A 13,560-nucleotide genomic window follows, 5' to 3' on the forward strand; every position below is an offset into this window, starting at 1 on the left:
TCTAGTTTTCCCTGCAGAAAAGATCGTAAACAACTTCGAGAATCTGTGTCGATCGGTCGTCAGCCAGTCTGTAGTAGATCGTTTTTCCTTCGCGCCGGGTTTTGACCAGACCTTCGAAGCGCAGGCGAGACAGTTGTTGAGAAACCGCAGCCTGCCGAGCCGATAGCATCTCCTCCATCTGGGTGACGGATTTTTCCCCCGAGGACAGATAGCACAGGATCATCAGACGCCCTTCGTGACTGATAGCCTTCAGGAAGTTTGATGCCGTCTGGGCATTTTCCATCATTCGGTCCAGATCTTCTGCACATATGTCCTTCGAGAACACAGGCAGTTTCGATGGTTTGTCCAACAAGAATGCCTCGCTGTCTTGGCTTCACGTATTCAAAACAGTTTATATAATTTGCCGCCAATTAGCCAGAGGTCTCAATCGGTATTCCTGCGTCACGAAGCAAAACACCCAACATGCCCCAGAAAAAGTCCTCGCCCGGGTAGCCTTCGATCCGGCCGACCTCGTGGCCATTGTCCAACAAAACAAAGGTCGGCGTGTAGTAAAGAGGTTTTGTCAGAGAAATACCGTCTGGCAGTGCTGCGTGGATATCGACTCGCTGCACTGGTGCGGCATTTCCTTCGGGCGTTTTCGGGTAGATCTGAGAGATTTCGGAATCCCAACGGGCGCACCACATACACCCATCTTCCTCTGCCATCAGAAGTGTCATTTCGGCCCGTGAAGACACAGGGAAAACAAGCAATGTGATTGCCAGAACAAGCAAGAGTAAATGACGCATCTCAAGCTCCGATTGACCGCAACGATATATCTTTACTATTTTGAATGTGTGAATGATAGCGCTTTGGGACGGGTTTGACCATGCTCGACATTACATTTGCAGGAGCTTTGGTCGCGGGGCTGTTGTCCTTTCTTTCTCCCTGCATCCTGCCGATTGTGCCCTTCTACCTCAGCTATCTGGCGGGCGTCGGGATGGAGCAGATTTCAGCCGGTTCCGCCATTTCGCCCGGCGTCCGTCGCAGGGCCACGTTATCTGCAATCGCATTTGCAGCCGGGATCATCACCGTATTCATGGCTCTCGGAGCGACGGCTTCGATTTTTGGGCAGTTGGTCCGAGAATATTTTGACATTCTACGCTGGATCGCGGCGGCCATCATCATTGCAATGGGCCTGCATTTCCTTGGGCTTGTCCGCATCGGGTTTCTGTATCGCCAGTTTCGCGCGGACATAGGCGAGACGTCGAACATAAGCCTGATCGGGGCCTACGTTCTTGGACTGGCCTTTGCTTTTGGCTGGACACCCTGCGTCGGACCGGTGCTTGCGGCAATCCTGTTTACGGCGGCAGGTACCGAGACGGCCTGGCGTGGTGCAATGCTTTTGTTCGTCTACGGTGCAGGAATGACCGCGCCGTTTGTTCTGGCGGCCTTTTTGGTTCGTCCGTTCATGCAATGGATGGCGCGGTTCAGGAAGCATTTGCCTTTGATCGAAAAGGCAATGGGCGGGCTGCTGATTCTCTTCGGCGTGCTGATTGCAACCAACTCTATCAACCTCATCGCCCAGTGGATGCTGGACCATATGCCCTGGCTTGCGGCGATTGGCTAAGACAGGAGAAAGACATGAACCGAGTATTACTTTTCCTGGCAGCATGCCTGTTGGGTGGGGCCGTTTCCGCGGCGGAACTGGGCGACGACGGCTTGCACAAAACGCCGTGGATGCGCGATACGTTCAAGGACCTCCGCGACGATCTTGAAGAGGCTTCAAGCGAAGGTAAGCGCCTGGTTTTATTCATTGAACAACAAGGCTGCATCTATTGCAAAAAGATGCATGATGAGGTTTTTCCCCAGCCTGATCTGGCGGTGTATATCGAAGACAACTTCTTTGTGGTCCAATTGGATCTGCATGGAAGCATCACCGCCGCCGACTTTGACGGGGAAGAAAATGAGCAAAGAGCGCTGATGCGCAAGTGGGGGATTCTGTTCACCCCGACGCTTGTTTTTCTGCCGGAAGAAGTTCCACAGGACGCCACGGCCATCAATGCGGCGGTTGCCGTCATGCCAGGCGCGTTCTCCAAAGGAACAACCCTGGATCTTTTCACTTGGGTCAATGAGAAACGATACGAACTTGATAATGGTGAAGATTTTCAACGGTATCATGCGCGGCGCATTCAGGAGCGAAACAATATTTCGCAGGACTAAGCGATAGCGTTACAAATAAAAAAATTCATTTTGATGAATTTAATGTTGCGACGAACCCTGCCCGTCGACTACGGTACACCAAAGCTTTGGGCCGCAAAGCGCCATCGGCGCGGTAGCAAATGGGAGGGATCATGAAGCTGAGACTCTTAACTTTGGTCTGCGCAATGACAGGTGTCGCCGCTTATGCGGCAGGTACAGGCCCGAAAGACGTAGCCTATGATGATTATGGTGCAATCGAGGTCTCTCTGACCGGCGTTGCAGGTGATGCCGAAAACGGTGCGATCATCGTCGGAGACAAATCCAAGGGCAACTGCGTGGCCTGCCATGCGGTTACGGCCTTGGCGGAAATTCCGTTTCATGGCGAAGTTGGACCGATGCTGGACGGCGCAGGTGATCGCTGGAGCGAAGCAGAACTTCGCGGCTTGGTCGCAAATGCCAAGATGACGTTTGAAGGAACGGTCATGCCCGCCTTCTACAAGGATGACGGCTATATCCGCCCGGGCGACGCCTATACCGGCAAAGCTCCGTCAGCGCCTTTGACGACGATCCTCACCGCGCAGGAGATCGAGGATGTGGTCGCATTTCTGGCGACCCTGAAAGAGGAATGATCACGCATTAAGGCGTGAAATTGCGAGAATCCGAAGGAGATTGAAAATGGAACTTTCTCGTCGCGAGACTCTGGCCCTTGGCCTGAGCGCCGCGTTCCTGACACTGATGCCGCTCCGCGCCAATGCGGCCGCCGAAGATGCCATCGCGGCGTTTACCGGCGGGGCGGACATGGCGGACGGTGGTGTCACCCTTACGGCGCCGGAAATTGCCGAGAATGGCAATACTGTACCGATTGAAGTCAGTGCGCCGGGTGCTTCCGCAATTCTGATCGTGGCGGCAGGCAACCCCGAGCCGGGCGTTGCCACGTTCAATTTCGGCCCGCTGGCGGCTGAACAGGCTGCATCCACGCGCATCCGCCTTGCCGGAACGCAGGACGTCATTGCTGTGGCCAAGATGGCGGATGGCAGCTTTGCCAAGGCTTCCGCGACCGTAAAAGTGACAATTGGCGGCTGCGGCGGCTGATCGCCACGCGCCCTGAAGAACAGGAGTTTAACCAATGGCATCAGGTGTAAAACCCCGCGTCAAGGTTCCCAAGACTGCCGCTGCTGGCGAAACGATCACAATCAAAACGCTGATCAGCCACAAGATGGAAAGCGGTCAGCGCAAAGACAAAGAAGGAAATGTCATCCCGCGTTCGATTATCAACCGTTTTACCTGCGAGTTTAACGGTGAGCTGGTCGTTGATGTGACGATGGAGCCGGCGATTTCGACAAACCCGTACTTTCAGTTCGAAGCAACTGTGCCCGAGGCCGGTGAGTTTGTCTTCACATGGTACGACGATGACGGCTCTGTCTACGACGAAAAGAAATCGATCGAGATCGCCTGACGGCTCGACCGCTAAGGCAGGTCAGCGCCGGTTATGAGTTCTGGCGCTGGTCCACCAAGGGAGGAACGTAATGAAAAATAAGGCACTTACGGCGATTGCAGCTATTCTGGCTTTCCCAGTGGCAGCGGTTGCCGAACCAGACGGCGACAATCTCGTGATCAACGACGAGCTGGATATGATCTCGGTAACCGCGGCACCGGCGCATGTCGAAAACTTCGACAAGATCTATTCGGGGTGGCATTTCCGAACCGATGAAACCCAGGCGCTTCAAATCGACGATTTTGACAATCCGGCGATGATCTTTGTCGATCAGGCGGCGGACCTATTCCAGGCGGCCGACGGTGCCGCTGGTGAAAGCTGTGCCTCGTGCCATGATGGCGTGGAAAGCTTCAAGGGGCTGCAGGCGTCCATGCCCAAGGTCGATGCCGAAAGCGGCAAGCTGATGGTTATGGAAGATCTGATCAACAAGTGTCGTACGGATCGCATGGAAGCCGATGCCTGGAAATGGTCCGGCGGCGACATGCAGGGAATGGTCGCGCTGATTGGTCTGCAGTCACGCGGGATGCCGATGAACGTCGCTATTGATGGCGATGCCGCCCCCTATTGGGAGCAGGGTAAGGAAATGTACTATACCCGCTATGGCCAGTTGGAACTGAGCTGCGCCAATTGTCATGAGGACAACTGGGGCAACATGATCCGGGCGGATCACCTGAGCCAGGGTATGATCAACGGATTTCCGACCTACCGCCTGAAACAGGCCAAGCTGATTTCGCGCCACAATCGTTTCCGCGGCTGTATTCGCGACACACGGGCGGAAACCTTTGCCGAAGGATCGGATGAGTTCCGCGCGCTGGAGCTTTATGTTGCTTCGCGCGGCAACGGGCTGTCGGTCGAAACTCCGGCCGTGCGTCAATAACACTGAACCCGCGCAAGAGATGTCTTGCGCGGGTTTTCGACTGATTAAATATTCACACATTTATATGTGAAATAGGAAAGCCGATAGATGATTTCGCGACGTGACTTCCTGCAGGTTTCGATGGCCGCTTCCGCGCTCTATGGGGCGTCCGGGTTTGGAAACTGGGCCAGACTTGCCGCGCAGCAAAGCCTCACACAGGATCAGCTGCTGGAGTTTGAGACTTTTGGCAATATTAGCCTGATCCATGTCACCGACATACACGCGCAACTCAAGCCGATCTATTTCCGCGAACCCGAAGTCAATCTGGGTATCGGCGACGCGCGTGGGCACATGCCGCATGTGACGGGTGCCGCGTTTCGCAAAGCCTACGGGATCGAGGATGGAAGCTCGTCTGCCTATGCACTGACCTACAATGATTTCGCGGCGCTGGCGAAGACCTATGGCCGGGTCGGTGGTCTGGACCGGGTCTCGACAGTCATAAACGCTATCCGCGCTGACCGCCCTGATGCCCTGCTTCTGGACGGCGGCGATACGTGGCACGGCTCTTACACCTGCTACCAGACGGCTGGACAGGACATGGTCAATGTCATGAACGCGCTGAAACCTGACGCGATGACATTCCATTGGGAATTCACCTTGGGCAGCGACAGAGTAAACGAAATCGTCGAAGGTTTGCCCTTTGCCGCCCTGGGCCAGAACATCTTTGACGCCGAGTGGGACGAGCCCGCCGAGCTGTTCCAACCCTACAAGTTCTTTGACCGGGGCGGCGCAAAGGTCGCCGTGATCGGGCAGGCATTCCCCTACATGCCAATCGCCAACCCGGGCTGGATGTTCCCGGAATACTCTTTCGGCATTCGGGACGAAAACATGCAGGCCATGGTCGACGAAGTGCGCGATGCCGGTGCCGATGTTGTCGTTGTCCTCAGCCACAATGGGTTCGACGTTGACAAAAAGATGGCCGCCCGAGTGCAGGGGATCGACGTGATCCTCAGCGGTCACACCCATGATGCGTTGCCCGAGCCAGTTCTGGTTGGCAAGACCCACATCATCGCGTCGGGTTCGAATGGTAAATTCGTCAGCCGCGTGGACCTGGATGTGCGGGATGGCCAGATGATGGGGTTGAAGCACAAGCTGATCCCGATCTTCTCGGACGTTATCGCCCCAGATCCTGCCATTTCCACCTTGATCAACGATCAACGGGCACCTTTCGAAACGGCATTGAGCGAGGTCATCGGTAAGACCGACTCGCTGCTTTACCGCCGGGGCAACTTTAACGGCACCTGGGATGATCTGATCTGCGATGCCCTGATCAACCAGCGCGAGGCGGACATCGCGATGTCGCCCGGCGTCCGTTGGGGGCCGTCGATCCTGCCGGGGCAGGACATTACCCGCGAAGACATCTGGAACGTCACCTCGATGTCCTATCCGAACGCGTATCGCACGGAAATGACGGGCGAATTCATCCACGTCATCCTCGAAGATGTCGGTGACAACCTGTTCAACCCAGATCCCTACTACCAGCAGGGCGGCGACATGGTGCGTGTCGGCGGGCTTGGCTACCGCATCGACGTAACCAAACCGCAAGGCCAGCGGATCAGTGAAATGACCCTGCTCAAGACCGGCGAGGCGATTGATCCGTCGAAAACCTACGTCGTGGCGGGTTGGGCCAGCGTCAACGAGGGCACCGAAGGCCCACCCATTTGGGATGTCGTCGAAAACCACATTCGCGGCCAGGGCACCGTGACCGTCGAGCCGAATACATCGGTCGATGTCATCGGCGCCTGAGGCCGCGGCCGGAACTTGCAACACATAAACAAAATTTGCTGATCGAGTAACGGAGGCAAACACGATGAGTGAAAACTCCAGAGAAAAGGCACCCTCCCGCCGCCAATTTCTAAGTGGCGCGGCCGCCGTTGGAGTAGGAGCAGTCGGCGCCGGAGCAGCGCGCGCTGCCGGCCCCGATCCGCTGATTACCCAGGTTCAGGAATGGGCACAGGCCACTGGTGAGGGCGTGGATGCGACCCCCTACGGGTTGCCGATCCAGTTTGAAGACGACGTCGTGCGCCGCAATGTCGAGTGGCTGACCGCCGACACGATCAGTTCGATAAACTTCACACCGATCCACGCGTTGGACGGTACAATCACGCCGCAGGGTTGCGCGTTCGAAAGGCATCATTCAGGCGCCATCGAACTGAGCAAGGCGGACTACCGCCTGATGATCAACGGGTTGGTCGATACACCCCTTGTGTTCACCTACGAAGACCTTGAACGCTTCCCGCGAGAGAACCGCGTTTATTTCTGCGAGTGCGCTGCAAATACAGGTATGGAGTGGGCCGGTGCGCAACTGAATGGTGCGCAGTTCACCCATGGAATGATCCACAATATGGAATATTCCGGCGTATCGCTTCGCACCCTGCTGGAAGAGGCCGGCGTGAAGCCCGAAGGCAAGTGGGTTTACGTTGAAGGGGCGGATGCATCCTCGAACGGGCGCTCGATCCCGCTGGAAAAGGCCATGGACGACGTGCTCGTGGCCTTCAAGGCCAATGGCGAGGCGTTGCGCAAGGAACATGGCTATCCGGTTCGCCTGGTCGTCCCCGGTTGGGAAGGCAACATGTGGGTCAAATGGCTGCGCCGTGTCGAGGTCACGGAAATGGCGATTGAGAGCCGCGAGGAGACTTCGAAATACACCGACACGCTGGAAGACGGCACATCCCGTAAATGGACTTGGGTCATGGACGCCAAGTCCGTTGTAACGTCGCCCAGTCCACAGGCTCCGATAAAGCACGGACCGGGACCCTTGGTGATCACAGGGTTGGCCTGGTCTGGAAGAGGCTCGATCACGGGTGTCGACGTTTCCGTGGACGGGGGCAAGAACTGGATTCCGGCCCGACTGGCAGCGCCCGGTACGGACAAGGCGCTGACCCGCTTTTATCTGGACTACAACTGGGACGGGTCCGAAATGCTTCTGCAGGCCCGCGCGAAGGATTCCACAGGCTATGTCCAGCCAAGCAAGGCCCAACTGCGTGAAGTGCGCGGCGAGAATTCAATTTACCACAACAATTGCATCCAGACCTGGTGGATCAAAGAGACCGGAGAGGCGGAAAATGTCGAAGTATCCTGAGCTGTTGGCCGCCTCTGCCCTTGCTTTATGTTTGGCCGTACCGGCTCATGCCGAAAAATTCGGACTTGGACGGCCAGCACTGTCAGAAGAGATTGCGGCGTGGGATCTGGACGTCGCTCCGGACGGAACCGGGTTGCCGGAGGGTTCTGGTGACGTGTTCACCGGAGAAGAGGTCTTTGCCGAGCAATGCGCGATCTGCCACGGCGATTTCGCGGAAGGCGTGGACAACTGGCCCAAACTGGCGGGCGGCGAAGGTACACTGTCCGACAAGGACCCCCTGAAAACAGTCGGGTCCTATTGGCCCTATCTTTCGACGGTCTGGGACTATGTAAACCGGTCCATGCCCTTCGGAAACGCACAGTCGCTGGAAACGGATGATGTCTATGCGATGGTGGCCTATATCCTTTATTCCAATGACATCGTCGATGACGAGTTTACTCTGTCGCACGAGAATTTCCTCGAAGTCGAAATGCCGAATGCAGGCGGTTTCATCGTGGATGATCGTGAAACCGCTGAGGCCCATTTCTGGACCAGCAAACCTTGCATGACCGATTGCAAGGAAAGCGTGGAAATCACGATGCGCGCGGCCGTTTTGGATGTTACGCCTGAAGAAACCGCAGCAAAGGCGACCGAGGCGCAGCCTTCGGTTCAGGAAGCATCGGTGGAGGTCGAAGATAAACCGGCGGAAGCTACAGCAGTAGAACAAACCGCCGCACTTGATCCCGAGATGATCGAAAGCGGAAAGAAAGTTTTCAAGAAGTGCCAATCCTGTCATCAGGTCGGTGAAAGTGCCAAGCACCGGACGGGCCCGGCCTTGAATGGGATTATCGGAGCAAATGCCGGTGCTGTCGAAGGGTTCAAATACTCCAAGGCAATGAAGGCGGCCGCCGATGACGGCCTCGTCTGGACTGACGAAGAAATGGCGGCGTTTCTGGCAAAGCCCAAAGCCTACATGAAGGGGACGCGAATGTCTTTCGCGGGACTTAAGAAAGAGGACGATATCCAGGCGGTCATTGTCTATCTCAAGTCGTTCGGAGGCTGACCATGGGGTGGCCGAAGGTACTGAGTTGTGCTGCGGTCTTGGGTGGTCTTGCACCTATGGCAAGCGCAACCGAGGACCTGGGCGATGCGGACGCCGGGAAAGCTGTGTTCGCGCAGTGTAAAGGCTGCCACGAGGTCGGTGACGGGGCTGAAAACAAGATCGGTCCACATCTGAACGGTATCTTCGGCCGCAAGGCCGCCGGGCTGGATGGCTTCAACTATTCGAAAAGCCTGAAACGTGCAGGAAATTCGGGCCTGGAATGGCACGCGGACACCCTGTCGGCTTACATCGAAAACCCACGTGCCTTTGCGTCAGGAACACGGATGAGTTTTCGCGGTTTGAAGACCGCAGAAGACCGGGCCAACGTCATCGCATATCTTCGGGCGTTTTCGGACAACCCCCGGGATATTCCCGAAGCGGATCCAACGGCTAAAAGTACCGATCGCTCGGTCGACCCGGCAATTCTGGCGATCCAGGGTGATCCTGATTATGGCGCATATCTCAGCAGCGAATGTACGACATGCCATCAGATCGAAGGGGCCGACGATGGCATTCCTTCGATCGTGTATTGGCCTGATGAGGACTTCGTGGTCGCCATGCACGCATACAAGCAAAAGCAGCGGCCCCATCCGGTCATGCAAATGATCGCCGGACGGCTAAGCAACGACGAGATCGCGGCCTTGGCCGCCTATTTCAACAATCCAGAATAAAAGTGACTAAGGGGAGGAAACGCGATGACAATCAATAGACGAGCATTTCTTGGAACCGCCGGGGCAATTGCCGCCGGGCTGTCCGCTCCGATGGTACTGGCGCAAGGCAAGCCACGTGTCGTGGTTGTTGGCGGCGGCGCCGGCGGGGCAACCGCTGCACGCTACATTGCCAAGGATAGCAAAGGCGAAATCGACGTTACTCTGATCGAGCCGTCCAGAACGTACTACACCTGTTTCTTCTCGAACCTGTATCTGGGAGGGTTTCAGGAGCTTTCGGATATTGCACACAGCTACGGCACGCTGGCCGCGGACTATGGCATCAACGTGGTTCATGATTGGGCGGTTGGCGTGGATCGCGACGCAAAGACCGTGTCCCTGGCGGGGGGTGGATCCGTCCCGTATGACAAGCTGATCCTGAGCCCGGGTATCGATTTCGTCGACGGCGCGGTCGAAGGTTGGGATATCTCCGCACAAAACAAGATGCCGCACGCATACAAGGCCGGTTCCCAGACCGAACTCCTGAAAGCGCAGGTAATGGCAATGCCCGAAGGCGGGACCTTTGCAATGGTCGCCCCGCCGAATCCCTACCGTTGCCCTCCCGGGCCGTATGAGCGCGTTTCAATGGTCGCGCATGTTCTGAAGGCGAACAATCCGACAGCAAAGATCATCGTAGCTGATCCGAAACCGAAGTTTTCCAAGATGTCACTCTTTCAGGAAGGCTGGGCAAACCACTACGAAGGGATGGTTGACTGGATCGGTGAAGACTTCGGCGGCGGCAACGTGTCGGTGAATCCGGACGCGATGACAGTGACCATCGACGGTGAAGTGACCAAGGTCGATGTCTGCAACGTGATCCCGGCGATGAAAGCGGGGCGCATCGCGGAAATGGCGGGTGTGACCGACGGAAACTGGGCACCTGTCAATGCGGCGGACATGTCCTCGAAAGCCGATCCGGACATTTATGTCCTTGGTGATGCCAGCCAGCAGGGCGATATGCCGAAATCCGGTTTCTCGGCCAACAGTCAGGCGAAGGTTTGTGCAAATGCCGTACGAGGCGCGCTGACCGGGTCGAAAGTGTTTCCGGCCAAGTTTTCTAACACGTGCTGGTCGCTCATCGATGCCGATGACGGGGTCAAGGTCGGTGCCACGTATGAAGCGACGCCCGAGAAGATCGCCAAGGTGGATGGTTTCATCAGTCAGATAGGCGAAAACGCAGACCTTCGGAAAGCAACCTACGAAGAGTCGCTTGGTTGGTACGCGGGTATCACCTCGGACATGTTTGGCTAAAGGACTGGGGGTTTGACCGGTGTCAAAGCCCCCGCAGCACAACCTGAGAAAATGCGGTTCACGAGGAGGATCACGATCATGAAACACTTTATCGCTACGGCCGCGCTTTCCGCTGTCTTGGCAAGCCAGGCGCTTGCAGAAGCGATCATAACCACTCCCTTCGACGGAAGTTTTGACGATGCCACCTTCGCCGTGGAGTCCGCGATCGTGGGACAGGGACTGGTCATCGACTATGTCAGCCATGTCGGTGAAATGCTGAACCGAACAGGCTCTGACGTCGGCAGCGACAAACAGATTTTTTCGGCCGCAGATATCTTCATCTTCTGTTCAGCAAAGATCTCGCGTGAGGTGATGGAAGCCGACCCAATGAATATCGGCTACTGCCCCTACGGAATTTTTGTGGCCGAGAACGATAGCGGCGTGATGGTGGGATACCGAAGCTATCCTGACGGTCCGATGCAAAAGGTCCAGACCCTGTTGTCCGAGATCGTCGAAGAGGCCGTTGGAAACTGAAATGGACTACCAGCAGTGCATTCGCGACCAGCTTGATAAGCTGAAGGAAGAAGGGAACTACCGGGTCTTCGCTGATCTGGAACGTCAGTGTGGCAAGTTCCCAACTGCCCGAAGCCACACGAAGAACAGTCCTGAGAATGTAACCGTCTGGTGTTCGAACGATTATCTCGGGATGGGTCAGCATCCCAAAGTCCTCGCCGCCATGCATCAGGCCATTGACAGCTGTGGTGCCGGGGCTGGCGGAACACGGAATATCTCGGGAACCACGCACGAGCATGTGTTGCTGGAACAAGAACTTGCAGACTTGCACGGCAAGGAATCGGCGTTGTTGTTCACGTCCGGCTACGTGTCGAACTGGGCTGCTTTGGGCACTTTGGCGTCCAAGATCCCCGACATCACTGTTCTGTCCGATGAACTGAACCACGCTTCGATGATCGAGGGCATACGCCACAGTCGCTGCAACAAGCGGATCTGGAAGCACAACGACCTCGCGGACCTTGAAAGGCACCTTGCGGACCTGCCGGCCAATACCCCGAAGCTCATCGCGTTCGAGAGTGTCTACTCGATGGACGGCGACATTGCACCGATTGCCGAGATTTGCGATCTGGCCGATCGTTATGGCGCGATGACCTATCTGGATGAGGTTCACGCCGTCGGACTTTACGGCCCACGCGGAGGTGGCATCGCCGAACGCGAAGGTCTGATGAACCGTCTGACCGTCATCGAAGGAACATTGGGCAAAGCGTTCGGCGTTGTCGGCGGATACATTGCGGCCTCCCATGACCTTGTCGACTTTGTTCGGTCTTTTGCCAGCGGGTTCATATTCACCACCGCGCTGCCCCCTGCCGTGGCGGCTGGTGCGGCGGCCTCTGTTCGTCATCTGAAGCAGAGCAAAGCGGAGCGGAATTTGCACCGGCAACGCGTGCAGGAAGTCAGAATCAGGTTGGACGAACTGGGCATTCCACACACACCCAACCCAAGCCACATCATCCCGGTCATGGTTGGCGACCCGGTCAAATGCCGCTTTATTTCAGACGTTCTGATGCGTGATTTCGGGATCTATATCCAGCCCATCAACTACCCAACCGTCCCGAAGGGAACTGAACGTTTACGGATCACTCCGTCGCCCGTGCATTCACCGGAAGACATCGACAGGTTGGTAGCCGCTTTGGGCGAGCTTTGGACGCAATGCCAACTGGCTCGAACGCCGATGGCCGCGCAATAGTAATTTGACGAAAGACAAAGACGAACAATCAACGAGGTGAGAGTTTCTGTCCATGGAGAGGCTCATCGATCTGCTGGGAGACCCGGGCGCGCTGGCATTTGCCGGAGCGCTTGTCGGCCTCCTATTCGGTGTGACCGCCCAGAAATCCCACTTCTGTTTGCGCGCCTCGACCGTCGAGGTCGCTGAAGGTGAGTTCGGGCCACGGCTTGCGGTTTGGCTGATTGCCTTCTCCGCAGCGCTGACTCTGGTGCAGGGGTTTGTCTCGTTCGGATGGCTGGACCTGTCCGGGGCGCGTGCGATTGCATCGACGGGAAGTCTCAGCGGTGCGGTAATTGGCGGTGCAATGTTCGGGGTTGGAATGGTTCTGTCGCGCGGGTGCGCCTCACGCCTGTTGGTTCTGGCGTCCAGCGGGAACCTGCGTGCCCTTGTAGCGGGGTTGATTCTGACCTTGGTGGCTCAGGCGGCCTACACCGGTGTTCTCAGCCCGGCGCGCGAGGCGCTTTCCGGCATCTGGACCATCGCTGGAGGCGCGCCGCGTGATCTGTCCAAGATAATTGGGTTTTCTCCGGTGATTTACGCAAGCCTTGCGTCCTTCGGTTTGGCCCTGGCAATTGCATTTGCAATCCGCCGGAATGTCACGATCACCAAGATCGTATCCGCAGCAGGAGTTGGGGTGGCGGTTGCATTTGGCTGGTTGATGACATTTGCAATCGCGCAAGCGTCTTTTGAAGTTGTGCCCGTGTCCTCGGTCACCTTCACGGGCCCCTCCACAGATACACTGATGGCATTGGTTGCAGAGCGTAATGTCGTGCTGTCCTTCGGTATCGGCCTTGTTCCGGGTGTGGCCATCGGTGCAGCGGGATCTGCCATACTTGCCGGAGAGTGGAAGATTGAACGGTTTGGCCCGGATACACCGATGGAACGCTACCTGGTCGGGGCCGTTCTTATGGGTTTCGGAGCGATGCTGGCAGGCGGCTGCGCCGTTGGGGCCGGTTTGTCTGGTGGGTCAGCCCTGTCATCGACCGCATGGCTCGCCGTCTTCTTCATGTGGGTTGGGGCGATCAGCACGCACAGATTGCTGATGCGGTTGCCCGTTCCACAGCAGTCCTGAA

The 13,560-nt window shown here is 56.8% G+C and carries 16 protein-coding genes; 14 read left to right on the top strand and 2 right to left on the bottom strand.

Features of this window, described 5'->3' with window-relative positions:
• Position 1 precedes the first annotated feature (1 nt).
• Both ACR0JW_RS21605 and ACR0JW_RS21610 read right to left on the bottom strand, forming a co-directional pair.
• Positions 2–286, bottom strand: a complete 285-nt coding sequence (locus ACR0JW_RS21605; RefSeq protein WP_170682514.1) for a metalloregulator ArsR/SmtB family transcription factor — start codon at positions 284–286, stop codon at positions 2–4.
• A 124-nt stretch (positions 287–410) separates the two neighbouring features.
• Positions 411–785: a thioredoxin domain-containing protein gene (locus tag ACR0JW_RS21610; protein WP_170682482.1), complete on the bottom strand. Its 375-nt coding sequence runs from the start codon at positions 783–785 to the stop codon at positions 411–413.
• Between the two features lie 80 nt (positions 786–865).
• Here ACR0JW_RS21610 and ACR0JW_RS21615 point away from each other — a divergent pair, with 80 nt between their 5' ends.
• The 14 genes from ACR0JW_RS21615 to ACR0JW_RS21680 all read left to right on the top strand — a co-directional run bounded on the left by ACR0JW_RS21615 (position 866) and on the right by ACR0JW_RS21680 (position 13,559).
• The gene (locus ACR0JW_RS21615; protein WP_170617224.1) at positions 866–1,606 is read left to right on the top strand and encodes a cytochrome c biogenesis protein CcdA; all 741 of its coding nucleotides are present in this window, start codon (positions 866–868) and stop codon (positions 1,604–1,606) included.
• 14 nt (positions 1,607–1,620) lie between these two features.
• Entirely contained in the window at positions 1,621–2,199 is a 579-nt protein-coding gene (locus tag ACR0JW_RS21620) for a SoxW family protein (RefSeq protein ID WP_170825049.1), read from the top strand.
• Between the two features lie 131 nt (positions 2,200–2,330).
• Positions 2,331–2,807, top strand: a complete 477-nt coding sequence (soxX, locus tag ACR0JW_RS21625; protein ID WP_170617228.1) for a sulfur oxidation c-type cytochrome SoxX — start codon at positions 2,331–2,333, stop codon at positions 2,805–2,807.
• A gap of 46 nt (positions 2,808–2,853) precedes the next feature.
• The gene (soxY, locus tag ACR0JW_RS21630) at positions 2,854–3,270 is read left to right on the top strand and encodes a thiosulfate oxidation carrier protein SoxY (RefSeq protein WP_170617230.1); all 417 of its coding nucleotides are present in this window, start codon (positions 2,854–2,856) and stop codon (positions 3,268–3,270) included.
• Between the two features lie 34 nt (positions 3,271–3,304).
• A complete protein-coding gene (gene soxZ / locus ACR0JW_RS21635; RefSeq protein ID WP_170617232.1) occupies positions 3,305–3,634 on the top strand; it encodes a thiosulfate oxidation carrier complex protein SoxZ in 330 nt (109 codons plus the stop codon).
• 70 nt (positions 3,635–3,704) lie between these two features.
• Positions 3,705–4,550: a sulfur oxidation c-type cytochrome SoxA gene (gene soxA, locus ACR0JW_RS21640; RefSeq protein WP_170682484.1), complete on the top strand. Its 846-nt coding sequence runs from the start codon at positions 3,705–3,707 to the stop codon at positions 4,548–4,550.
• Positions 4,551–4,637: 87 nt separating this feature from the next.
• On the top strand, positions 4,638–6,335 hold the full coding sequence (soxB, locus tag ACR0JW_RS21645; protein ID WP_480714426.1) for a thiosulfohydrolase SoxB: 1,698 nt from the start codon (positions 4,638–4,640) through the stop codon (positions 6,333–6,335).
• A 64-nt stretch (positions 6,336–6,399) separates the two neighbouring features.
• The gene (gene soxC, locus ACR0JW_RS21650; RefSeq protein WP_170682486.1) at positions 6,400–7,671 is read left to right on the top strand and encodes a sulfite dehydrogenase; all 1,272 of its coding nucleotides are present in this window, start codon (positions 6,400–6,402) and stop codon (positions 7,669–7,671) included.
• Positions 7,655–8,713: a c-type cytochrome gene (locus ACR0JW_RS21655; protein ID WP_480714427.1), complete on the top strand. Its 1,059-nt coding sequence runs from the start codon at positions 7,655–7,657 to the stop codon at positions 8,711–8,713. The genes soxC and ACR0JW_RS21655 overlap by 17 nt, the downstream gene beginning before the upstream one ends.
• A 56-nt stretch (positions 8,714–8,769) precedes the next feature.
• The gene (locus tag ACR0JW_RS21660; protein WP_480714432.1) at positions 8,770–9,423 is read left to right on the top strand and encodes a c-type cytochrome; all 654 of its coding nucleotides are present in this window, start codon (positions 8,770–8,772) and stop codon (positions 9,421–9,423) included.
• 24 nt (positions 9,424–9,447) lie between these two features.
• Positions 9,448–10,710, top strand: a complete 1,263-nt coding sequence (locus ACR0JW_RS21665) for an NAD(P)/FAD-dependent oxidoreductase (RefSeq protein ID WP_170682489.1) — start codon at positions 9,448–9,450, stop codon at positions 10,708–10,710.
• A gap of 78 nt (positions 10,711–10,788) precedes the next feature.
• Positions 10,789–11,223 (top strand): DUF302 domain-containing protein, encoded by a 435-nt coding sequence (locus ACR0JW_RS21670; protein WP_170617245.1) that lies wholly within the window; start codon positions 10,789–10,791, stop codon positions 11,221–11,223.
• A 1-nt stretch (position 11,224) separates the two neighbouring features.
• Entirely contained in the window at positions 11,225–12,448 is a 1,224-nt protein-coding gene (gene hemA, locus ACR0JW_RS21675) for a 5-aminolevulinate synthase (RefSeq protein WP_170682490.1), read from the top strand.
• Between the two features lie 52 nt (positions 12,449–12,500).
• Positions 12,501–13,559: a YeeE/YedE family protein gene (locus ACR0JW_RS21680; protein ID WP_170617249.1), complete on the top strand. Its 1,059-nt coding sequence runs from the start codon at positions 12,501–12,503 to the stop codon at positions 13,557–13,559.
• The last annotated feature ends 1 nt before the right edge of the window (position 13,560 follow it).

The organism is Ruegeria sp. BG6 (assembly GCF_056538465.1).